Genomic DNA, 22,235 nt, shown 5'->3' on the forward strand with positions numbered 1-22,235 from the left:
GGAATGTATGCTGAAGCTGAAGCGTGTTGCGATTGATACCTACGGGGCCAATGTGGCCTTTATTGCCAGGACATGTCGCATTTATCGCCCCGAAGAATATCAGGCTTTCAACAAAATCAAGGTAGCCCACAACGGCAGGACGCTGCTGGCCAGCCTGATGGTGGTTGATGACCTGTCCATCGTGGGGGATGACGAGCTCGGCCTGTCAGAGCAGGCGTTCGAGCGCCTTGGCATGCCGGAAGGCGAGATGACGACCATCGCGCTGGCCGAACAACCGCGCAGCATTGACCATATCCGAAAGAAAATTCTGGGCCACACGCTTGAGCCCTTCCAGCTTGAGGAGATTGTTTCCGATATCGCCGCGCACCGCTGTTCGGAAATGGAGATCGCAGCCTTCCTTGTGGCCTGTGCCGGCTTTATGACGACTGCTGAAATGCTGGCGCTGACGAAAGCCATGGCCAAGGTTGGGAACAAGCTTTCGTGGCGTGCGCCTGTGGTGGTGGACAAACACTGCATCGGCGGCATTCCCGGCAACCGGACATCCATGATTGTGGTGCCCATTGTGGCCGCGCATGGGCTGCCGATCCCAAAATCCTCAAGCCGTGCCATCACATCGCCTGCCGGTACGGCGGATACGATGGAGGTTCTGGCGCGGGTGGATCTTTCCATGCATGAAATGCAGCAGGTGGTGGATGAATGTGGCGGCTGCCTTGTTTGGGGTGGGCATGTGAACCTGTCGCCCGCCGATGACGTGATGATCTCGGTGGAACGGCCACTTTCGATCGACACGCGCGAGCAAATGGTGGCTTCCATCATGTCCAAGAAAATGGCTGCGGGGTCGACGCACTTGGTGATCGATATTCCGATTGGCCCAACCGCCAAGGTCAAAAGCCACGGCGACGCCATGCGGCTGAGGAAGCTGTTTGAATATGTTGGGCAGGAAACTGGCCTGCATGTTGACGTACTGACAACAGACGGAAGCCAGCCTATTGGGCGCGGCATCGGCCCGGTTCTTGAGGCGCGCGATGTGATGGCGGTGCTGGAAAACAAAGCCGACGCACCGGCGGACCTGCGCGAAAAGTCACTGCAGCTCGCGGGGGCGCTTCTGGAAAATGATCCCGCGCTCAAGGGCGGGTCAGGCTATGCCCGCGCGCACCAGCTTCTTGAAAGCGGCGAAGCGCTGAAGGCCATGAACCGCATTATTGATGCCCAGGGCCGCCGAACGGATATTCCCTGCACCGGTGAGCTGACCCATGACATCGTGGCATCCAGGTCCGGCAAGGTTGTGGGCATAGACTGCTTCCGCATTGCCCGCCTTGCGCGCCTTGCAGGGGCCCCGATGGATTGCGGCGCCGGGATCGATCTGTTCAAGAAAGTGGGGGACACGGTGGAAGCCGGCGAGCCGCTTTACCGCATCCACGCCTGCTTCGAATCCGACTTCGGGTTCGCCAAGAAGTTCGCCGATGAAGGTGACGGCTATACGCTTGGGGACGGTGCATGACGACTGCGACGCTGCATGTCTACCCCGGGCAGGAAGCCCCGACCGCTTTGCTGGCAGACAAGCTTGGCATCGATATGCAGGGCATTGATATTCACACTTTCCCGGATGGGGAGAGCCTTTTGCGGGTACATCCTGGCGAGGACACAGCCATTCTGTATGCCAGCCTTGATCATCCCAACGAGAAGCTGATCCATCTGTTGCAGGCGGCGCAGGCACTGAGGGATGGCGGGGCAGCGCGGGTGGTGCTGGTGTGCCCCTACCTGTGCTACATGCGGCAGGACAAGGCCTTCCATGAGGGCGAAGCAGTGACGCAGCGCCTTCTTGGGCCGCTTCTGGGGCCGTGGTTTGACCGTATTGTCACCGTAGACCCGCATCTGCACAGGGTGGCTAGTCTCACCCAAGTGTTCCCTGGAAGGGAAGCAGATTCGCTGTCCGCCGCGCCGCTGATCGGGGCCGCTGTGGCGGCTGACCCTGCGCTAAAGAATGCGGTGCTGGTGGGGCCTGACGGGGAATCCCGTCAATGGGTGGCTGCGGCGGCACAAGCATCAGGCTTGGACTTTATTGTCGCCAGCAAGGAGCGCTTCGGTGACCGTGACGTGCGGGTAAGCCTGGATGAAGCCAGCGTTTCCCGGGGGCGTCCCGCTGTGATTATCGATGATTTGATCTCAAGCGGTGCGACCATGCAGGCCTGCGCGCGGTTGTTGCTGGACGCTGGCGCTTCACACGTTGAGGCCATGGCCGTGCATGCCGTCTGCAGCGACGCCGATCTTGATAAACTGGAAGGTGCGGGCATCAGTCGCGTGCGATCGTGCGACGGTATTCTGCATCCAACAAACGCTATATCCCTTGCGCCGCTATTGGCCGAGGCACTCACCCGGGAGACCGAAAGATGACACTGAAAGTTAAATTCTGTGGTGCCGCGGGCACTGTGACCGGGTCGTGTTACTGGGTTCGGTTCGCCAACTTGCAGTTCCTTGTGGACTGCGGCATGTTCCAGGGGCCGAAAACGGTGAAAGAGCTGAACTATGGTGATTTTCCCTTCGATCCGGCCCAGATCGATTTTGTGCTGCTCACGCATGCCCATACAGACCATGCAGGCCTGCTGCCAAAGCTGACCAAGCATGGATTTCGCGGCAATATTTATACCACGGCAGGGTCGAGGGACCTGTTGACCTACATGCTGCCGGACAGCGCCCACATTCAGGAAATGGAAGTATTGCGCCTGAACCGAAGGAACCGGCAACGGGGCAGGGACGAGGTGGAGCCCATCTATACCGGTGAGGATGTCGAAGCCTGTTTGGGGCAAATACGCACGGTGGACTATGAAGACTGGTGTGACCTGAAGGGTGTTCGGGTGCGCTTCTGGAACGCCGGGCATATTCTGGGTGCAGCATCGATCGAGCTTGAGGTGACCCACGAGGAAGGGCACATGGAACGCATGCTTTTCTCTGGCGACATCGGGCCGGACCACAAGCTTTTTCACCCTGACCCGGATGCCCCGAGCGGGCTTGATTATCTCTTTATGGAATCAACCTATGGCGGCCGTGTGCGGACGGACCTCAAGCCGAAGGAGCGCAGGACGCTTCTGGCTCACGAAATAAACGAGGCGCTCAAGGGCGATGGTGCGCTGGTGATCCCTGCGTTTGCCGTGGAGCGCACGCAGGAGCTTTTGCTGGATATTGCTGTTTTGTTGAAAAGCGGCGAAATTCCACACGTGCCGGTGTTCCTCGATTCCCCTCTTGCTATCCGGGTTACCTCCGTGTTTGCCGACCATGCGGACAGTCTTGAGGATGTGGACGGCGGTGGATCGCTTTTCAATCACAGCAGCTTTCATTTCACTGAAACAGTGGACGAGAGCAAATCCATCGCCCGTTTCAGGGGTAATATGATCATTCTTGCGGCGTCTGGCATGTGCGATGCCGGGCGCATCCGCCACCACCTTAAAGAACACCTGTGGCGCCCGCAGTCCACCGTTCTTCTGGTAGGGTATCAGGCGGAAGGCACGCTGGGTAGCCTTCTGGAGCGGGGCAAGAAGCGGATCAAGATACAGGGCGAAGAAATCGAAGTGCGGGCAAGTATTCGTACGATCGATACCTATTCCGGGCACGCCGACCATAACGGGCTGCTGGAATGGGCGAAAGAACGGCTGCCGGTTAGGCGAAATATCTTCTTGTGCCACGGGTCGGCACAGTCGCTGGAGGCCATGCGGGTTGCGCTGGTTGAAACAGGTATCCCTGAGGAGCAGCTTATCGTGCCGCAACTTGATGACGATTACACGCTTGAGGACGGTAAAGGGGTGCCGAAGCTGAACCGTGTGGTTCCGCGTCTTGACCCAACAGCGGTTGAAAAGCCGGATTGGCACAATGACTTGGCGTCCCTGAGCATGGATCTCAGGCGTAAGCTAGAGACCGCCAAGTCTGACAGGCAGCGAAGCCAGCTTCTGTCGCGGCTGCGGGATCTGTTGCAGACCTATCAGGGGGACTAGCCGCCACAAATGTGGCTGTGGCGGCTGGTTTCAACGTGATCAGTCGTCGCCGGTGAGCCAACCCTTGTCGAGTTGCTTCTTGGCTTCTTCCTCACCCATCTTGATCAAGGCCTGGATGTCCTTGCTGTCGAAGTCGGTCACGTCAATCGGCAGCCGGTCTTCCGGGCGGATCTCGACGAACTCGATGATGCGCTTACCGGCTGCTATAGCCTGGCCGCCGATTTTGCAGGCATGGTTGATCTTTCGAACTTCATTGAGGTCATTGTTCATGATCTCGCTTGTCAGTGTACCGATGGTGCGTTTCAGAAGCTTCAGGATGTTCCGGAAGTTCTTTCTGGCATAATCCGGTGTCATCTGTTCCGGCTTCATGGCGATAACGGCCATCTGTTCCGCGCCGCGTTTGATCGCAGGCTTCAGCGGGGCGATATTGCGTATGCCGCCATCGGCCATGGGCATGTCATTGATCCACATAAGCGGCATCGCGACCGGTTCGCGGGTGGAGGCGATTACATAGTCGATCACGTCATCGCCAAATGTTTCCACGCTGGCCTCAAAAAAGTCCCCTGTCGCCATATTGGTGACGCCGCAGGCATAATAGGCCGGGCTGGCACGCAGGTTATCAGGGCGGATGTTTTCCCGTGCGAGATCAGCGGCCCCGTCCATGGTGGTCAGGCCGTCAAATTTGCCGAACAGCACGTCGCCCACCAGCTCAAGCGTGCCGCGCTTTTTGCCGATTGAGGCGAAGCTGGTGACGTTATCGCGCCAGAAGGCTTCAATCTCGTTGCCAATTTCAGGCCAGTCCGGCTGTTTGCCGGCGAGAACGGCTGCGCCTGCCCGGTCTGCCATGAAGCCGCCGTTCATGGAGCCCACCGATACGCCATAAATGGCTTCCGGCGTGAACATGGAACCGTCCGCAAAAGTGTGATTCAAAAGTGCCTTGATGGCCCCAGCCTGATAGGCGCCTTTTACGTTGCCGCCCGACAGAACCAATGCCCGTTTGAAACTCGCCATGATAGCCTCCCCCTGAGTGTGCAAGTTATAAGTGTTGAAAATGTAACCAAACGAGAAAATTTTGGCGAGGAATTTATGATTTGCTTCCGTTTTCCGGTTGCAACAGTGGGGCTGCCTTCAGCCATCGCAGCTCTAATGGTCGATGGCTTCAGGTTTTGACAAGCTCTGAAAAGTCTGAGCCTGCCGCCGACGGGACAGTCGGGACAGGCTCAATCTGGAACAAAAGAGGATATCAATATACCCACCTTCAAGGATGCGGCAGTATCTTGATGCCTCTGGCTCGATGCGGGGGAGCGTAAAAACCGGACACCAATGATGCCGCCTCCAAAGATTGGCTGACCTATCAGGTTGCCCCACTACCCATAGCTGCTAGGGAAGCAAATGCAGCTCTGGGCCCACTGTGGCACGTGCGACAGGAGCGGGAGAGATGGATTGCTGCTGCGCACTGTCCTGATATGCCTGAAGCCACTTGGGCTTCACCAATCATCGAAGGCAGATTTTTTATACCGCTGTGGTCACGCGGAGGATTTGATGTAGGTCAAGGCAATGCATTTTTTTGAAAAAGTTTCACTTTCCAAAAAGAAGCCCTCTCAGCTTCCCAAGGGGTGGGGCTGAAAGGGCACAGAGGAGGTCACGCCATCTGGCGTTCAGGGAGGTCTGGTGGATACAGAAACAAGCTCTGTATTTCATGGTACGCGCACGCGGTGAAAAACCTTCGTGCAAAGAATGACTATTGACGGAGGCAGGCTGAAAATGGTGAATTGTCTTTGTTTCAAGCGGACTTGATCAAGTGAGGGCAGCGTGAGTACAGGCACGGTCAAATGGTTTAATAAAGCCAAGGGTTTTGGCTTCATCGCCCCCGACGAAGGCGGGGACGATGTGTTCGTGCATATTTCTGCAGTCAAGGAAGCAGGCCTTCATGACCTTCAGGAAGAACAGCGGCTGTCGTTCGAGCTCATGGACGGGCCAAATGGGCGCGTGACAGCCGGGTCGCTCAAACTGGTTTCCTAGACCTTTTCAAGATCATCCACACTTCCTGCCATGATGGCCGGGACATGTTGGGTGATTTTTTCAATGGGCCAATCCCACCAGGCGACGGCCAGAAGCCTTTCGATTGTCTTTTCATCGAAGCGCATCTTCAGGACGCGTGCCGGGTTGCCGCCCACGACGGCAAACGGCGGGACATCCTCTGTGACCACGGATCGGGACGCGATGATCGCGCCGTGGCCAATTGTGACGCCCGGCATGATAAGGCTCTCAAAACCGAACCAGACATCATGACCCACGGTGGTATCTCCCCGCATCGGCAGGCCCGCCAGTAGCGGCATATGGTCCGCCCAGTCTGCCCCGAATATGGGGAAGGGGAAGGTTGATGGGCCGTCCATGCGGTGGTTGGCCCCGTTCATGATGAATTTGGTGCCTGTGCCCAAGGCGCAAAAGCGCCCGATTGTCAGCCGGTCGCCGACAAAGTCATAGTGATAGAGCACATTGTTTTCCTGAAAGGCCTCTGGCGCCTTGGGGTCGTCATAATAGCTATAGTCGCCGACCTCGATGTTATCGCCAGAGACGACATTCTTGAGGAAGACAACGCGCTTGGCGTGCGCGAGTGGATAGCGCTGGCCTGGGTCAGGGTGATGGTATTTTTGATGCATAACAAAGCCTTGCTGCAAAGTGGCAGATATTGGTGGCCTGTGCCGTCAGCTATGGCGGACAGGATATCTCAGGCGGCTTTGTTCATCGGCAGGGTACTCACATTGTTTGCTTGCCGGTTTCATACCGCGAAGGGGCACCGCAGTAAAGCCGTTATCGGCGCAGCCAGCCCATCCTTCAGCACACAGGCCCAATAATTCCTGCTTGCAAATGGCATATAGTTCGGATACGAAATAAATGCTTCGGATGCGAACTATATGGATGGTCGACATGAACAGACCAAAAATTTTTCACCTGATTCACATGGCCCACAGGGCCTTGTTCCGCGCGGCAGACCGGCTGCTGGCGGACCGCCATGGCATCACAGCCGCACAGAACGCGCTGTTGTTGTATCTGGAAAAAAACGAAGGCGCGACGATGGGGGCGGTGGCGACCGCGATTGGGCTCAAGAACGCTGCAACATCGGGGCTGGTGGACCGGATGGAGAGCAAGGGGCTGATCGCTCGCCGCCCAAGTGAACAGGATCGCCGCAGTTTTGAGCTCGTGCTGCTGTCGAAGGGACGCGCGATTGCTGGCGAAAGCCATGCGCTTATCCACGCCACCAACGACCACCTTCTTGAAGGGTTTTCGGAAGCCGAGCAGGAAACCATTGCACGCTTCCTGGAAACCGTGATCGCCAAATCCGATGCTTACGGGAAAGACACAATCAAGCTGGCAGAAAAACAGTCAGCCTGACGCACATTAGAACGAGGAAGCCATGACAGATCATATCATCACTGAAATCAAAGACCGGGTAATGCGGATCACCTTCAACCGCCCGGACAAGAAAAACGCTCTTACGCATGACATGTATTCCAAGGTGGTTGAGGCCATGCGCACTGCGGAAGAAGACGACAGCATCCGGGCGATGCTGTTCACGGGTGCCGGTGAAGCCTTCACCTCTGGCAACGATCTTGTGGATTTTCGCGATAATCCAAAGATGGGACCGGATGCGCCGGTTGCCCAGTTTCTGCAGTGCCTGCTGACAGCAAAAAAGCCGATCGTGATGGCGGTGAACGGTATTGCTGTTGGCGTCGGGCTGACCATGCTTTTGCATGCTGACATCGTCTATGCGGCGGAAGAGGCTGTGATCACTGCGCCGTTCGTTGACCTGGCGCTTGTGCCGGAGGCGGGATCTTCGCTTCTGTTGCCTAAGCGTGTTGGGCATGCCTGGGCGGCTGAGATCATGATGCTTGGCCGTAAGGTTACCGCCCGCGAAGGGCTTGAGATCGGTATGTATTCACGGGTGCTCAAGGCGGATGATCTGTTGCCTGCAGCAGAAAAAGCTGCTGTAGCGCTGGCGAACAAGGCGCCGCAGTCTGTCCAGCGCACGAAGGCCTTGATGCGGGGTGATATTGAAGAGGTCGGTGCCCGTATGGAGAAGGAATCCAAACTGTTCGGCGAGCAGCTGATGTCCGCCGAGTTTGCCGAATCCGTGATGGCCTTCATGCAGAAGCGCGCGCCGAACTTTGGCTAACCGCCGGCAGTCATAGAGTGGAGGAAGGGGGCTGTTGCCCCCTTCTTTATTTTCGCCGGTTGCCATGCATGCCTTGAGCGCAACTCAGCCATGCTCTGTTTTCCATAGATTGAAGTTTTGAAAATAGGTAAGCTTTCGCCCAACGCCTCGAACTGACTGCTGGGAGGAAGCGCCTGACTATGTCTCAAGTACCGGAAAAGACCACCTGGAGGACCCCTGAAGTATGCCTCATTCTGATGGCGGCGGCGGCACCCTTCAGTTTTTCAATCTGGATGACACTTCTGAATAATTTCACGGTTGAGGCAGCGGGCTTTACCGGTAAGGAAATTGGTATCCTACAAAGCCTGCGTGAAATCCCGGGTTTCCTTGCTTTCACTGCGGTTTTCCTGTTGCTGGTGCTTAGGGAACAGGTTTTCGCCGTTCTGGCGCTTGCGATGCTGGGGCTTGGTGTTGCGATCACCGGGCTGTTCCCAACCGCTTACGGCCTGTATTTCACGACCATCATCATGTCCGTCGGTTTCCACTATTTTGAAACCATCCAGATGTCCCTTTCGCTTCAATGGTTGCCAAAAACAATCGCTCCGCGGGCGCTCGGTCGGCAGATGTCTGCGCGATCGGTTGGCTCCCTTTTGGCTTATGGGCTGATTTTCGGGGCAATCTTCCTGCTTGCGCCGGATATGCTTGACGGAGTCATGGGCAAGGTTGGTGGCGGACACGGTGCAACAGAGGCCGTGGCAGAAGCGTCGGCGATGTCTGCAGAGCACACGTGGCTATATATCATCCTCTACGCCTGCGGTGGTGGCGTGACCATTGCGCTGGCACTTTTCATTTGGCTGGCGTTCCCACGCATTGATGGCCATGAAGTGCAGCACAAGCACATGGTTTTCCGAAAGCGCTATTGGCTTTACTATGCGCTCACTTTCATGGGCGGAGCACGGCGCCAGATTTTTGTCGTTTTTGCAGGTTTCCTGCTTGTCACTAAATTCGATTTCACCGTGATTGAAATTGCGGGGCTTTATCTTGCCAACCATGTAGTAACCATGTGGTTCGCCCCCAAGCTTGGCGGCCTGATCAGCCGGTTTGGTGAGCGGAAGGCGCTGATTGTCGAATATATCGGCCTCATTATCGTGTTCGGCAGTTATGCGGTGGTTGAAACGGCCAGTGTGGCGGCCGCGCTTTATGTGCTGGACCACCTGTTCTTTTCCTTCGCGATCGCCCAGAAAAGCTACCTGCAGAAAATCGCCGATGGGCGTGATATCGCTGCGACATCCAGTGTCAGCTTTTCCATCAATCATATTGCGGCGGTTGTTATCCCGGCGGTCTTTGGCGCAGTGCTGTGGCCGATTTCGCCTTCGCTGGTGTTTATTGCGGGTGCCATCATGGCTGCCGTATCGCTTGTCTTGTCGTTCAACGTGCCATCTGAACCCGGGCCGGGTAATGAAGTTATGTGGGGCAAGGTGTCTGCTGCAGCGGTGCCCGCTGAATAGGCTTTGGGGCTCACCGCTTTGGGGAGGCATGCCGCCATCCAGCAGCTTTACCTTCGGGCAAAAGTGAATATGATCGGCCCCACAAGCACTGGCAGGGAGGCAATATGACATCGGCAAGCACGCGCCAAGAGGCTCGGGCGAAATTTCTTCGCGAGCAGGGCTGGCATGACGCCCGGATAGAGCCGCTGACCCCTGATGCCTCCTTCCGCAGTTACGCACGCCTGCGCCGCGCAGGCGATGGATGCATGCTGATGGATGCCCCGCCAGCTCATGAAGACCTCAAGGCCTACCTGGACATTACAGCCCACTTGCGCGCGCTGGGACTAAGGGTTGCCGACACCCTGGGCACTGACCTTGAAGCCGGCTTCGCGCTGATTGAAGATATGGGCGATGACACTTTCACCCGCCTGTTGGATGCGGGCCACGACGCAGAGCCCCTGTATCTTCTGGCAACAGACGTGTTGAAGGCACTGCATGCTCACCCAAAGGCTGTGGAAGTCGATGTGCCGCCATATGATATGGCAGCACTCCTTAGGGAAGCGGAGCTGTTTGTAGATTGGTTCGTGCCGGCCTTCAGGGGGAGTGAGGCCAGCAAGACTGAAAAGCAGCGCTATATGGATGCGTGGCAGGGCGCCCTGAAGGACGTTGCTCGCGTGCGGAGCGCGCTGGTGCTGAGAGACTATCACGTAGACAACCTGATGATAACGGGCGGGACGGAAGACATTCGCCACTGCGGACTTCTTGATTATCAGGATGCTCTGTTGGGCTCGCCTGCTTATGATCTTGTCTCGCTGGTGGAAGACGCCCGGCGCGATGTGCCCTCGGGGCTGCGCGCCGCTGTCATGGAGCGATACACGGCAGGTATGCAGGATAATGAAGTCACGGCCCTTGAACGCGATATGGCCCTTTTGGGCGCGCAGCGCCACGCCAAGGTGGCGGGCATTTTTGTGCGCCTCAGCAAGCGCGACGGAAAACCCATCTACCTGGGGCATATTCCCCGTGTGCTCAGGCTCCTTTCCAGCGCGCTAAAAACGCCAGAGCTTGCAGGCGTGCGGGAAAGTATTGAGGCAATGGTGCCGGACTATGAGAGCGCTAGATTTTAAAGTCGCGCACGGCTTGCCAGAACAAGGCTTCATACTGATCGACCATGGCCTTAACCGAATAGTCTTTCTTGGCCTTCTGCTGGTTTGAGGGGCCAATCCTCAGCCCGTTGTCACGACGTTCGAGCATGGCAGACAAAGACTTAACAAGGCTGCGATCGTCCCGGCCGTGGATGAAACGCTGGTTTTCCTTGCACACCATCTGCCTGATATCGCCCACATCGGTGCTGACGATTGGCAGGCCGCAGGCCATGGCTTCAATAACCGAAAGGGGCATTTGTTCGGTATCCGAGGACAGGGCGAAAACCTCAAAAGTGGGGATGATGGTTTCCGGGTTTGCCATGGCACCTGTAAAGACGATCCGCTTGGCCAGGCCGAGTTGATCAGCATGCGCCTTGAGCGCCAGTTCTTCACTGCCGCTGCCGACAATCACCAGCTTTGCGTCCTGGTATAGACCCGCGATTTGGCCAAAGGCATTGATCAACCGTGTGATGTTTTTTTCGGGGCGGAGGCCTGCGACAGTGCCAATGATGCGGTCGTCATTGGTCAAGTCGAGTTTCTTCATCAGGCCCCGGTCGGGTGGGCAAATGAAACGCCCGATATCGATTCCGTTCGGAACGTAATGCAGTTTATCCGCGCGAAGATGCCAGCTTTCCCGCGCGACTTTTTCCAGCGTGCGAGATGGCACGATGACAGCGTCGCACCCGCGATAGGCGAAGGAACGGACCAAACGCCTGCGCGTGAGTTCGCGATGTTGCTCCTCCTTGCCGAAGCCATCCTGAATCTGGATGGTTGGGCAAACCCTGAGGAACCGATTGGCCAGTGCCCATTCTACCGATCCCCAGTTATAGGTGACCAGCAGGTCCGGGCCAAAGTCCTTCAACAGCTGGCGGCAGGCCTTAACCGAGCTCAAGACGCCCATTTTGTCCAGTGCAGCAGGCATCTCCGGGATGGGGCCGATGTCCTTGATCAGCGACAAGGCTTCATAGCAGCCGTCCATGGCGAACACGGAATGCGTGAAATTACCTGTTTGCGCGTTGATCTGGTTGACCACGCGGCGCTGCGCTCCACCAACCTCAAAGGATGGGAAAACATGTAGGATTCGAAAAGGGTTAATCAATCCAATGCTCCTGGCCGCGACATCCTCAGGGGTAATGCCGCAGGGAACGTGCGTCAAGGCAATACAACCCTTTTAGTGGCTCATGAATACCGGTAGCTGGCTTTCGGCCGTTATGTGTTTGGTGACACCACCAAGCACCATTTCGCGCCACCGGGAATGAGAGTAGGCACCAAGGACGATCGTATCCGCGCCAATCGTATCTGCCGTTTTGAGCAGACATTCGCCAACCGTCTGGTTTTCGGCTTCGATTTTCCGGGTGTTGGCCTCAATTGCATGCTCTGCCAGATAGTGGGCAATGGCGTCCGCTCCGGGGCGATCTTCGCCAATGTCACCCACTTGCACGATGGTTACTGTTTGCGCATCTCTGAGCATAGGCAAAGCGCCTGCAACGGCCCGGGCTCCTTCTGCCCGCCCATTCCACGCAATCATCAGGTGCTTGCCCACAGTGCCTTCATAGGCGCTGGGCACCATAAGGACGGACCGCCCTGAACGGAAAATCAGATCGTGGAATATATCTTCAGTGTCTAGATGTTTACTGTCGGGTTGCAGGCACAGGGCGATATCGGCTGTGCGGGCACGGCGACCGACATGGTCGCTGACTTCGCCCGTCAGAACAGACCAGCAGGCTTTGGCCTTGTCGCTGGTCTCCCCTTCGGCAAGCCATTTCAGCCCATGCTCATCTGCCGCTGCGCGGAATGCAGCTTCGGCCTCATCAGCCTGGCGCTTGCCTTGTTTTTCTGCGTTGTCGCACAGGGTCTGGATCATGTCGGCTGTCAGGCCTTCGCCCATGAACGGAATGGCAGAGCGCGGGTCAGGCCGGATGAAAAGGCCTGTCAGGCTCGACCGGAACTGCAGGGCCAAGCGGTTCGCCACAGCAAGAAGGGGCGCAGCTTGGATATTCGCCGTGAGAGGGAGAAGGATTGACTTCATCGGGATTGCCTCCGTTCGCATTTTTCAAACTCAATGCTTGGCCTAAAGTTTCATTTCTGTCTTTGATGCTTGTCAAAGCTGGTTCATCATGCGTTCACCGCGATGATTTTAAAAGTATACTCTATGAAACGTGTAATTTGTATTCTGCTCTTTTTTGGTGCCGTGTCGGCAGGGATGCTGACGCTCCCATTCGCTCTCGAAGCAGGGATTTTCGCGGCGTCGGCCCTTGATGAACATGATGATGTCTTGCAGGCGATCAAACGCGGCGAGCTGATGTCCTATGCGAAAATCAAGCGGATCGCGGAGGCCAAACTGCAGGGCGTCGTTGTTGGCCAGAAGCTTCGGCGCACGAATCGGGGGTGGCAATATGACCTGCGGGTCAGGCGTAAAGACGGTAAAGTCATGGTGGCCATTGTTGATGCCCGGACCGGTGAAATAGTCGCAACACGTTAAGCGGGGAGAGAAAAAGAATGCGTATTCTTGTGGTGGAAGACGATCAGGCGCTCGCGGACCAGATTAAGTCCAGCCTTATAGATACCGGTTATTCGGTTGATCATGCCGCAGACGGCGAAGACGGCCATTTCCTGGGCGACACCGAACCCTATGATGCGGTGATCCTTGATCTCGGGCTACCGATCATGGACGGCGCCAGCATCCTGAAGAAGTGGCGCTCTGCGGGGCGGGCCATGCCTGTGCTGATCCTGACCGCCCGCGATGGCTGGACTGAGAAGGTTGAAGGCCTGGACGCCGGGGCCGATGACTATCTGACCAAACCTTTCATCATGGAAGAGTTGCTCGCGCGCTTGCGCGCCTTGATCCGGCGATCGGCGGGGCAGACAAGCCCACAGCTTGAGTGCGGCCCTGTGATTCTGGATACCCGTAACGGGCGGGTGTCGGTATCAGGCAGTGCCATCAAGCTTACGGCGCAGGAATTCAAGCTCCTCAGCTATCTGATGCACCATGAAGGCAAGGTGGTTTCTCGCACCGAGCTGACTGAGCATATCTACGACCAGGATTTCGACCGGGATTCCAACACCATTGAGGTGTTTGTGAACCGGGTAAGGAAGAAGCTGGACGTGCCGCTTATCCACACAGTGCGTGGCCTGGGTTATCGCCTGGAATGGATTGAGGAGTAGGCGTGAAAGGACCGGACGCAGCAAGGGAAGATGCAAAGCAAGCCTCGCAAGGGCGCTTGCGGCATTTCCTGCGCACGCTGACCGGGCGTCTGTTGCTGTCGGCGCTGTTGTGGTCGGGTGCGGCGCTTGTTATCGGGGGCATGCTGCTTTCCTATGCTTTTCGAAGCTATGTCCTCTCCGATGTCGATGAAAAGCTGGAGCTCCAGATCGATACGATGGTGGGGATTAGCGAAATCTCGCCTGAGGGCGTGTTGCGCTTCAACCAGCCACTTCTGGACCAACGCTTCGCCGCACCATATTCCGGCTGGTACTGGCAGATATCTGAACAGGATGAACCGCCATTCCGTTCCCGGTCCTTGTGGGATTATGAACTTAAGCCGGATTTGACGGTGCGGACCTTCTCGCTCAGGCACGCAGAAGTGGAAGGGCCGGACGGACAGACATTGCGGGTGGCGGAACGCGATATCATCCTGCCGGAGGCAGACCGGATTTTTCGCTATCAGGTGGCCACCGACACGGCAGAAGTGCGGGAGGCGATCCAGCGTTTTAACTGGCTGCTGCTGAGTGCCCTTGGCCTCATTATGCTGACTGTGTCGCTCGCGCTCGTACTGCAGGTTGCCTATGGACTGCGACCGCTCAGGAACCTGCGTCGCAAGTTGGTGGATGTCAGGGGCGGTAAAGCCTCACGTATTGAGGGGGACTGGCCCGAAGACCTCAAGCCGCTCGCGCAGGAGATCAACGCTCTTATCGATCAGAATGAAAAGCTGGTGTCCCGCGCCCGCACCCATGTGGGCAACCTAGCGCACGCCCTGAAGACACCGCTTAGTGTTATCAAGAATGAAGTGGATGAAGACCCCGCAGACAAGGCAAAAGCCATCGCGGTACAGGTGCGCAGCATCGGTGAACATATCGACCACCATCTGAAACGTGCGCGGATCGCAGGAGGAGGAAGCGGGCAGGGGCTGCCGGTCAAGGAGCGTACAGAGAAGATTGCGCGAGCGATCGAAAGGCTTAATCAGGGTAAAAGCCTGAAGGTGGATTTGGATATCGATCCCGGCCTGAAGTTTGACGGCGAGAAAGAGGATTTCGACGAAGTTGTTGGCAACATCGTTGATAACGCAGGAAAATGGGCCACGGGCAGGGTTTCTGTGACAGCTAAAATGCTGCCGGCAGACCATCGCCGGCCTTACATGCAATTCCGTGTGGAGGACGATGGACCGGGTGTGGATGAAGCTGAAATGGATGCTTTGTTCGAACGTGGCCAGCGCCTGGATGAGCACGTTCCGGGGACTGGCCTTGGCCTCGCGATCGTACGCGATATTGTAGAGCTCTATGGGGGCAGTGCTTCGCTGGAACGGGCCACCCTTGGTGGTCTTGCGGTGGTACTGAAGCTTCCGGCCAAATAGGGGCTAGTTCTCTCGCTTCAGCGCCAGCAGGGAAAGCCAGCCCGCAATAAGGGCAAGACCGCCAAGCGGCGTGATCCAGTGGAAGGCACCCAGGCTACCCGGCCCGAAGACCACCCTTACGTAGAGGCTGCCTGAAAAGGCCAGCACACCAGCCTGAAACAGCCAGACCGGGATCATCAGATGCCGTGTGCCTGCGGTATTGTGTGCCAAGGCTGCAAGCCCCAGAAGCGCGAGCGCATGGAACAAGTGAAACTGTGTTGCCATGGTGAACATGGCGATGTCCGCTTCAGGAATGGAAGCGGGCAGTGCATGCGCGCCTACGGCAGCAAGTCCGGCAGCAATGGCGCCGTTCAGTCCTGCAAAGATCAAAATTTTGCGAGCGATTTGCACAGCAGTTTCACATCCTTTTAGCGGGAAAATTATAAGTGCATGAATTTAAAGCATTAAATTTCATTTCATTCAATCATGGGTCGGGGGAATATGGTAAACACAATCTTAAGGTTATATATTTTAGGCTATTATGCGTACTAATAGTTGTTTTTTGGTGATCCGTTTCGTAGCATGGAACCGTAAAAGCTGTCTTGAGGCACTTCCGTAATCGGTGTGGATCAGGTCAGAAGCAACAATAAAATAACGGCAGATAACGGTAAGTGTCCTGGGGTCGCGCCAATAGAGTGCGCCAAATTAGTTTGATACGGGGAGGAAGTAGGAGTGTGGGAGGCTGCATCATTGGATGCCGCCTTGATAGCTGTCGAGGAGAATTGTGTGCTGCAGGAAATTGTGAATGTCGCGAATGTCGGCTTGGTCGTTATTGGTTCGAAGCTTGAAATACGGCTCTGGAACAGGTGGATGGCGCAGGCCACAGGCATTGACAGCGAAACCGCCTGCTACCAGCAAGCTGACAAATTATTGCCCTCTATCTTTACGCCCTTGCTGGTGGATAAGGTCCGCAACGCGATCAACATGGGGATTGCGACAAGCATTCCTCAGGCTGACGGCGATTTCACACTTTCATCCCAGCCCGTTGATGTCACCATCCAGCCTCTTGAAGCCCGCCATTATGTGCATTCCTTGCGCCCGGTCAGGGAAGAGGTTGTAGACCAACTCTGTCTAATACAGATTCGAACCAATCTGCCCGCGCTGCGTGCTGGATATTCGGCGCAGGGGCAGGGACTGCAAGATGAAGACGAAGTGCTGGCGAAGAAGGTTGAAGCTGAGCGTCTGAATTTCCTGGCCATGATCGGCCACCAGATACGAACGCCTGTGAATGGTGTGCTTGGGGTGGCGGAACTGTTGCGCGATACGGCGCTGACCAATGAACAACGCAAATATATCGAGCTGTTGGTACGTGCCGGTCAGTCTTTGCAAACCTTCGTGAATGAGCTGACAGACCTTTCCTATCTGGAAGCAGGGCGTGTGAAGCTGGAAGAGGAAGTAACCGACCTGCCACTTTTGTTTCAGGATGTCATGGGCATGTTTGAAACAATGGGATCGCAGAAGGGGCTGCGAGGTGTGCTCAGCGTCTCGCCTGATGTGCCAAGGCACGTCAAGGTCGATCATCAGAAGCTGCAGCAGATACTGGCAGTTCTCCTGAACAATGCATTCAAATTTACCCATAAAGGAGGCGTCAGCCTTGAGGTCGACTACCGGCAGGCACGTGAACAGCCCGAGCTTCTGGTGAAAGTCTCCGACACGGGAGTCGGTATCCCTGAAAGCCGCATCGGGACGCTATTCGAACCAAGCAAGCCAAGCGTGGATAACGGCCGTTTCTATAATCGCACAGGGCTCGGGCTTTTCTTGTGCCGCGAATTGCTGGACCTTCTTAGTGGCACTGTGAAGGTTGAAAGCGCGCTTGAAAAAGGCACGACCTTCACGCTCACTATTCCGGTACATGAAGCACGGGATGCTGTCGTGGCAAACAGCCAAGGCACAAGGGTCGGGGCTGGGCGCCAGACCGGCCAATGGCGCATTCTTTTGGCTGAAGATAATCCGGTGAACCAGGAACTGTTCCGCACGATTCTGGAGCGTGAAGGGCATCAAGTTACGATTGTGTCAAATGGTCAGGAAGCTGTGAATAAGGTTCAGGTGGAAAAGCCGTTCGACGTTATCCTGATGGATATTGCCATGCCAGTGATGGATGGGCTTGAGGCAACGTCTCTTATCCGGTCGCTGGTCGGGTCTGTCGGCAAGACCCCAATTCTGGCGCTCACGGCGCATGCGCTGAAGGGTGATCGGGAGATATTCCTGAACTCAGGTATGGACGGGTATCAAAGTAAGCCGGTGGACCCTAAAAAGCTTCAGGAAGCGATAGCGCGTGCCATCGCTTCCCGTAAAGCAAATCGGTCCTGGTCTGATTTTAAGGCACCAGAACGATCGGGACACCCAGGGAATGGGCCAATGAGTTGGCTACGCTTCCCAGGATCAAATCGGCCACGCGGGACCGACCGCGCCGACCAATAAAGACCTGATGGGCTTTTTCATCTTTGGCTTGTTTGCGGATTACGTCCACAGGGTGGCCCCAGAAGAATTCGCTGCTGATTTCAACGCCTGAATCCTTGTACTTGTCAACAACAGGATCAAGGATTTCCTCGCGGGCGCGCTTTTCTTCATGCTCTTTTTCAAGCGGGCGGTTGACGATTTCCTCAACGGTTAGAGGCTGATAACCGGACCAGGGGATCACTGTGATCAGGCGCACTTTCGCGCCGGTCTGTTTGGCCAGGTTGATGGCATGCTTGGCTGCCCTGTCGCCCCATTCACTGCCGTCAACAGCTACCAGATAAAGATTTTGTTTGCCCATGTCCGCTCCTCCCGGAAAAAATATGTCCATACTCAAGACGGAAATTATCAACCCATACTGGCAGTTACCTTGACGGATATCAATTGTTGTTCGGGAATTATGCAGGCTCCGCTATCAGGCCGTCTTTGATCATGGCGGCGCATTTTTCGGCGATCATGATAGTGGGGGCATTGGTATTACCACCAATCAGGCGCGGCATGACAGACGCATCCACGACGCGCAACCCCTCAAGGCCGATCACTTTCAGGCTCGGGTCCACCACGCTCATGGCGTTGTCTGCCGGGCCCATGGCGCACGTGCCAACAGGGTGATATATGGTTTCGGCCTTTGCGCGGACGGTGTCATTGGTTGCTGCGTCATCTTCCAGATCAATGGTGTCCCAGGGGCTCTTTTCCTTCTCGATCAGGTCGGCGAGCGCAGGCTGGCGCATCAGGCGGCGCACCACTTTGATGCCTTCGCGCATGACCCGCAGGTCTTCCGGTTCCGCCAGATAGTTGGGGTCGATCTTCGCGGGCGCCAGCGGATCGCTGGAGGCCAGGGAAATCGTGCCGCGGCTATGTGGGCGGAGCTGGCAGATGTGAATGCCGAAGCCGTGTTCGTGGGGGTCCGCGAAGCCGTGTGGTTCATCGGCCATCGCCAGCATGATGTGGAACTGGATGTCAGGCCGTTCAAGCGCAGGGTCGGTCTTGAGGAACGCGCCAACCGGGGTCACACAGTCTGACAGAACGCCCGGCTTTTTCATCACCCATTTCAGCATTTCCGCAATACCGCGGTGCGGAGCCTTGTAGCGCAAGTATGAAATCGGTTCCTTCAGGTGGGCATAAACCGTGAGGTCCAGATGGTCCTGCATATTTTTACCGACGCCCTTCAGCTCATGCATAACGGGCAGGCCAACAGCCTGGATGTCCTTCGGGTCGCCAATGCCCGATAGCTGCAGAAGCTGGGGGCTGTTGATGGCGCCACCGCACAGGATCACCTCCCGGCCTGCATGCCATTGTTCCACCTTGCCTTTACGGCTGAGTTCAATGCCGACGGCTTTTTTGCCCTTCAGCATCACATGGCGCACCTGGGCTTCGGTCAGGATTGTCAGGTTTGGCCGGTCTTTCGCTGTATCCAGATATGCCTTTGCTGCACTCTGCCGGCGTCCGCCACGGATTGTCTGGTCGTACCAACCCACGCCTTCCTGCTTTGGGCCGTTGAAGTCGTCGGTGAAGGGCAGGCCCATTTCGCTTGCGGCATTCAGGAAGCTGACGTTGAGCGGGCTGTCGGACGTGTGCTGGGTCGTCAGAAGTGGTCCGCTGGATGAGTGGAGGTCATCGTCTGGTCGGTCGCTGCCTTCTGCCTTTTTGAAATAGGGCAGGACATCATCCCACGCCCAACCCTTGCAACCAATCTGCGCCCATTCGTCATAGTCGCGCGCATGGCCACGTACATACAGCAGGCCGTTGATCGAAGACGAGCCGCCAAGCACCTTGCCGCGTGGCCAGAAAAGCCGGCGTCCGTTCAGGTGCGGCTGTGCTTCTGTCCAGTAGTTCCAATTGTGCTTGTTGGGTGCCACCACCTTGGCGATCATGCCGGGCATGTGGATCGCCATCGAGCTATCTTTCTTGCCCGCTTCAATCAACAAGACGCTGACCGCGCTATTCTCGCTTAGCCGTGCAGCCATGACACACCCGGCAGACCCGGCGCCAACAACAATATAATCGAATGTCTTCTGGTTCATTTTATCGCTTTCAGTGTGATTGGCAGGCCATCGACCGGTTTGATCAGCGGCATGATCTGAAATCTGGTCTTGTAACCTTCCGGCAGGATCAGCTCATAGTTCGGCAACAGATGCGTCATGATCACCTTTGCCTGCATATAGGCAAAATGCAAACCCAGGCACATATGGGCACCGCCGCCGAACGGTACCCAGGCATAGCGATGCCTTTCCTTGGCGCCGCCTTCGGCTGAAAAGCGCATTGGGTCAAATTTTGTAGGTTCTGGCCAGGTGTCCGGATCACGGTGCGTTGTGACTGTGCTCAGGCCCACGATTGTGCCTTTGGGGATGATATGACCCTTGAATTCAACATCCCGCACGGTTTCGCGCGGCATGGCCGGCACCGGCGGATTCAGCCGCAGCGCTTCCTTGAAGGCATATTCCGTCAGGGTCAGGTCATTCATTTTTTCATAGGGCAGGCGGCCGTCATTGAGGCCGAGCGCAGAAATTTCCATCCGCAACTGGTCCTGCCAGTCCCGGTGCCGCCCCAGTTCATAAACCATGGTGGTTACCGAGCTGGTGATGGTGTCGTGTGCCGCCATCCACAGGAAGATCATGTGATCGATAATTTCCTGGTCGGTGAAGGTATTGCCTTCATCGTCGCGCGCCTTGCACAGCTGGGTGAAAATATCTGTAAGGTCACTTTCCCGGCGCTGGGGGATCAGGCCCTGCAGGAAGTCGATCATGAAGCGGCGACCCCTTATGCCGCGGGCCATCATTGTGCCGGGGATGGGAACGCGGACCACGCCCATACTGGCGGCAACCATGTCCGTTAGCGCCTTGTTGACCTTGCGGCTTTCCTCGCCTGGCTCCAGGCCCAGGAAAACCGTGGTCGCCATATCAAGCGACAGCTCTTTGATGGCCGGGTAAAACTCGAAATGGCCTTTCTCGCCCCAGGCCTTGATGCGGTCGGGCATGGCGTCGTTCAGGCGCTCCAGATACCCTTTCATGGGTTCGGTTTTGAAGGCAGCCGCCATGATGTGCCTGTGCGCGCGGTGCTCGGCAAAATCCAGTAACATCAGCCCGCGCGGGAACAGTTTGCCAATATAGGGCCACCAGCCTTTTTCGCTTGAGAAATTCTTGCCCTTGTCCATCAGGACAAATTCGTTCGCTTCCGGCCCAAGAAGGGTCACGCTGTCGCGGAAGAAGCTGTTGGTCCGGTATATGGGGCCATATGTCTTGCGCATGCGGGCGCCAAAGGCTACCGGGTCGCGAATGATATCAAGTGTGTGGCCAATTAGCGGCAGGCCGCGCTCGCCCGGAATATCTTCCAGACGCGCCGCTGGCCGCTCTGTTGCAGCTGTAGTCATGTGCCTTGTCCCTCCCCAGGGTGCTGTGATCCGGTCCAAATGGAATAAACGGAACTCAACAGTCCAGAAATTGACTATAGGGCACTAATTGTGGCTGTCAATTCTTGCCGTGAGAGGGGGCAGGTACGCCTTTTTTGATAAATGGCTTCTTCTGGCGCTCCTGGTAATACTCCATGTCGCTTATTATATTGGTTGCTTCCCATGGAGCATAGCCACACCTGTTGTCGGGAGCGCCTTCAGGAAGGTCACCATAATAAAAATCGACCTTCAGGCCATTGCGGGCAATTGCTTCGCCAGTATCTTCGAACTGGTGATATTTCCAGCGTGCCAGTGCCCTTTCGGCGTTGTCATCGAATACGCCCTCGGGCGTGGAGGACAGTATCTCAATGTTTTCAACCTTGCCACTTTTGCTGATGTCATAGCCTAGGGTCACTTTGCCGGATATGCGGTCTCGTGCCTCTTTCTGCTGCATTACCAGCATGGTGCACTGCTTCAGCTGAATATAGGGATCGGACGGATCCCCGACGGTAGAGGGCAGTTCCGGCAGCGGTATATGCCTGCAGGTGGTCTCACCTTCTTCGCCAAAAGTGAAGGTAATGGGCACATCCTTGCGGGGTGCTGCATATCCATCTTCGAAATGAAGGAAATAGGACCAGCGCCTCAGCGCCCGTTTGATGGCGCCGTCCATTACTCCCTTTGGGTCGCTATCCGTGATCCTGATGTTTTCCACCTCGCCCTCGACGGTGATATCAAACAGCGCTGAGGCGTGACCTGTGAGGCGTTTCTTGACGACAATGCGCGGCAACATTGGGTTGACGCAAACGGAATTCTGCCACATGGGATCTTGTGGCCTGGCCGGTCCGTCGGCCCCGACTGCAGCAGGCGCCATCACGGTGGTCATGAAAACAAGTGCGCTTTTTCCGATCTGTCTGAACATTCCCTGTGCCCCATGAATGAAAATGATATAATATAACATATATAAATCATATGCGCTGTCAACAGCGAGTTTGTGACGTAACATGCAAAC

General features: G+C 56.3%; 21 protein-coding genes. 12 read left to right on the top strand and 9 right to left on the bottom strand.

From position 1 onward, the window contains the following. The first annotated feature begins 7 nt into the window (after window positions 1-7). From KORM41_RS18365 to KORM41_RS18375, 3 genes are read left to right on the top strand one after another with little or no spacing between them, the layout of a single operon-like run. On the top strand, window positions 8-1,501 hold the full coding sequence (locus KORM41_RS18365) for a thymidine phosphorylase family protein (protein ID WP_068151800.1): 1,494 nt from the start codon (window positions 8-10) through the stop codon (window positions 1,499-1,501). After that, complete coding sequence (locus tag KORM41_RS18370) at window positions 1,498-2,394, top strand: ribose-phosphate diphosphokinase (RefSeq protein ID WP_068151802.1); 897 nt, start codon at window positions 1,498-1,500, stop codon at window positions 2,392-2,394. The genes KORM41_RS18365 and KORM41_RS18370 overlap by 4 nt, the downstream gene beginning before the upstream one ends. Further along, a complete protein-coding gene (locus KORM41_RS18375) occupies window positions 2,391-3,986 on the top strand; it encodes an MBL fold metallo-hydrolase (protein ID WP_068151805.1) in 1,596 nt (531 codons plus the stop codon). Before KORM41_RS18370 ends, KORM41_RS18375 begins: the two co-directional genes overlap by 4 nt. Before the next feature lie 39 nt (window positions 3,987-4,025). Here the strand turns inward: KORM41_RS18375 and KORM41_RS18380 are convergent, their stop codons facing one another. Beyond that, on the bottom strand, window positions 4,026-4,997 hold the full coding sequence (locus KORM41_RS18380) for a patatin-like phospholipase family protein (RefSeq protein ID WP_068151815.1): 972 nt from the start codon (window positions 4,995-4,997) through the stop codon (window positions 4,026-4,028). 801 nt (window positions 4,998-5,798) lie between these two features. Here KORM41_RS18380 and KORM41_RS18385 point away from each other — a divergent pair. Continuing rightward, the gene (locus KORM41_RS18385; protein ID WP_068151824.1) at window positions 5,799-6,008 is read left to right on the top strand and encodes a cold-shock protein; all 210 of its coding nucleotides are present in this window, start codon (window positions 5,799-5,801) and stop codon (window positions 6,006-6,008) included. Here KORM41_RS18385 and KORM41_RS18390 read toward each other — a convergent pair. Further along, the gene (locus KORM41_RS18390; RefSeq protein ID WP_068151825.1) at window positions 6,005-6,649 is read right to left on the bottom strand and encodes a CatB-related O-acetyltransferase; all 645 of its coding nucleotides are present in this window, start codon (window positions 6,647-6,649) and stop codon (window positions 6,005-6,007) included. The genes KORM41_RS18385 and KORM41_RS18390 overlap by 4 nt on opposite strands. Before the next feature lie 268 nt (window positions 6,650-6,917). On the opposite strand from KORM41_RS18390, the gene KORM41_RS18395 reads away from it, so the two are divergent. The 4 genes from KORM41_RS18395 to KORM41_RS18410 all read left to right on the top strand — a co-directional run bounded on the left by KORM41_RS18395 (window position 6,918) and on the right by KORM41_RS18410 (window position 10,753). Next, a complete protein-coding gene (locus KORM41_RS18395) occupies window positions 6,918-7,382 on the top strand; it encodes a MarR family winged helix-turn-helix transcriptional regulator (RefSeq protein WP_197421269.1) in 465 nt (154 codons plus the stop codon). A gap of 22 nt (window positions 7,383-7,404) precedes the next feature. After that, window positions 7,405-8,163: an enoyl-CoA hydratase gene (locus KORM41_RS18400; protein WP_068151829.1), complete on the top strand. Its 759-nt coding sequence runs from the start codon at window positions 7,405-7,407 to the stop codon at window positions 8,161-8,163. 179 nt (window positions 8,164-8,342) lie between these two features. Continuing rightward, window positions 8,343-9,650, top strand: a complete 1,308-nt coding sequence (locus KORM41_RS18405) for an MFS transporter (RefSeq protein ID WP_068151831.1) — start codon at window positions 8,343-8,345, stop codon at window positions 9,648-9,650. A 104-nt stretch (window positions 9,651-9,754) separates the two neighbouring features. After that, window positions 9,755-10,753 (top strand): aminoglycoside phosphotransferase family protein, encoded by a 999-nt coding sequence (locus KORM41_RS18410; protein ID WP_068151833.1) that lies wholly within the window; start codon window positions 9,755-9,757, stop codon window positions 10,751-10,753. On the opposite strand, the gene KORM41_RS18415 is transcribed toward KORM41_RS18410, so the two are convergent. Then, complete coding sequence (locus tag KORM41_RS18415) at window positions 10,743-11,870, bottom strand: glycosyltransferase family 4 protein (RefSeq protein WP_156432050.1); 1,128 nt, start codon at window positions 11,868-11,870, stop codon at window positions 10,743-10,745. The two genes, KORM41_RS18410 and KORM41_RS18415, sit on opposite strands and share 11 nt — an antisense overlap. A gap of 72 nt (window positions 11,871-11,942) precedes the next feature. Then, window positions 11,943-12,800: a universal stress protein gene (locus KORM41_RS18420; protein WP_068151847.1), complete on the bottom strand. Its 858-nt coding sequence runs from the start codon at window positions 12,798-12,800 to the stop codon at window positions 11,943-11,945. Window positions 12,801-12,923: 123 nt separating this feature from the next. Between KORM41_RS18420 and KORM41_RS18425 the strand changes: the two genes are divergently transcribed. Genes KORM41_RS18425 through KORM41_RS18435 form a run of 3 tightly spaced genes read left to right on the top strand, consistent with a single transcriptional unit; the run spans window position 12,924 to window position 15,342 of the window. Further along, window positions 12,924-13,253: a PepSY domain-containing protein gene (locus KORM41_RS18425; RefSeq protein WP_068151851.1), complete on the top strand. Its 330-nt coding sequence runs from the start codon at window positions 12,924-12,926 to the stop codon at window positions 13,251-13,253. Window positions 13,254-13,270: 17 nt separating this feature from the next. After that, window positions 13,271-13,936: a response regulator transcription factor gene (locus KORM41_RS18430; protein ID WP_068151857.1), complete on the top strand. Its 666-nt coding sequence runs from the start codon at window positions 13,271-13,273 to the stop codon at window positions 13,934-13,936. 2 nt (window positions 13,937-13,938) lie between these two features. Next, a complete protein-coding gene (locus tag KORM41_RS18435) occupies window positions 13,939-15,342 on the top strand; it encodes a sensor histidine kinase (RefSeq protein WP_068151860.1) in 1,404 nt (467 codons plus the stop codon). Window positions 15,343-15,345: 3 nt separating this feature from the next. On the opposite strand, the gene KORM41_RS18440 is transcribed toward KORM41_RS18435, so the two are convergent. Continuing rightward, window positions 15,346-15,711: a DUF423 domain-containing protein gene (locus KORM41_RS18440; protein WP_231727327.1), complete on the bottom strand. Its 366-nt coding sequence runs from the start codon at window positions 15,709-15,711 to the stop codon at window positions 15,346-15,348. Between the two features lie 396 nt (window positions 15,712-16,107). Here KORM41_RS18440 and KORM41_RS18445 point away from each other — a divergent pair, with 396 nt between their 5' ends. Beyond that, window positions 16,108-17,802, top strand: a complete 1,695-nt coding sequence (locus KORM41_RS18445) for a response regulator (protein WP_068151864.1) — start codon at window positions 16,108-16,110, stop codon at window positions 17,800-17,802. Here the strand turns inward: KORM41_RS18445 and KORM41_RS18450 are convergent. The 4 genes from KORM41_RS18450 to KORM41_RS18465 all read right to left on the bottom strand — a co-directional run bounded on the left by KORM41_RS18450 (window position 17,699) and on the right by KORM41_RS18465 (window position 22,109). After that, the gene (locus KORM41_RS18450; protein WP_068151868.1) at window positions 17,699-18,139 is read right to left on the bottom strand and encodes a universal stress protein; all 441 of its coding nucleotides are present in this window, start codon (window positions 18,137-18,139) and stop codon (window positions 17,699-17,701) included. The two genes, KORM41_RS18445 and KORM41_RS18450, sit on opposite strands and share 104 nt — an antisense overlap. A 97-nt stretch (window positions 18,140-18,236) precedes the next feature. Then, window positions 18,237-19,862, bottom strand: a complete 1,626-nt coding sequence (locus KORM41_RS18455) for a GMC family oxidoreductase (RefSeq protein ID WP_068151870.1) — start codon at window positions 19,860-19,862, stop codon at window positions 18,237-18,239. Then, window positions 19,859-21,208, bottom strand: coding sequence for a cytochrome P450 (locus KORM41_RS18460; protein ID WP_068151872.1), 1,350 nt, complete (start codon window positions 21,206-21,208; stop codon window positions 19,859-19,861). Before KORM41_RS18460 ends, KORM41_RS18455 begins: the two co-directional genes overlap by 4 nt. A gap of 97 nt (window positions 21,209-21,305) precedes the next feature. Continuing rightward, a complete protein-coding gene (locus KORM41_RS18465) occupies window positions 21,306-22,109 on the bottom strand; it encodes an energy transducer TonB (protein ID WP_231727328.1) in 804 nt (267 codons plus the stop codon). Between the last annotated feature and the right edge of the window lie 126 nt (window positions 22,110-22,235).

This window comes from Kordiimonas lipolytica, assembly GCF_001550065.1.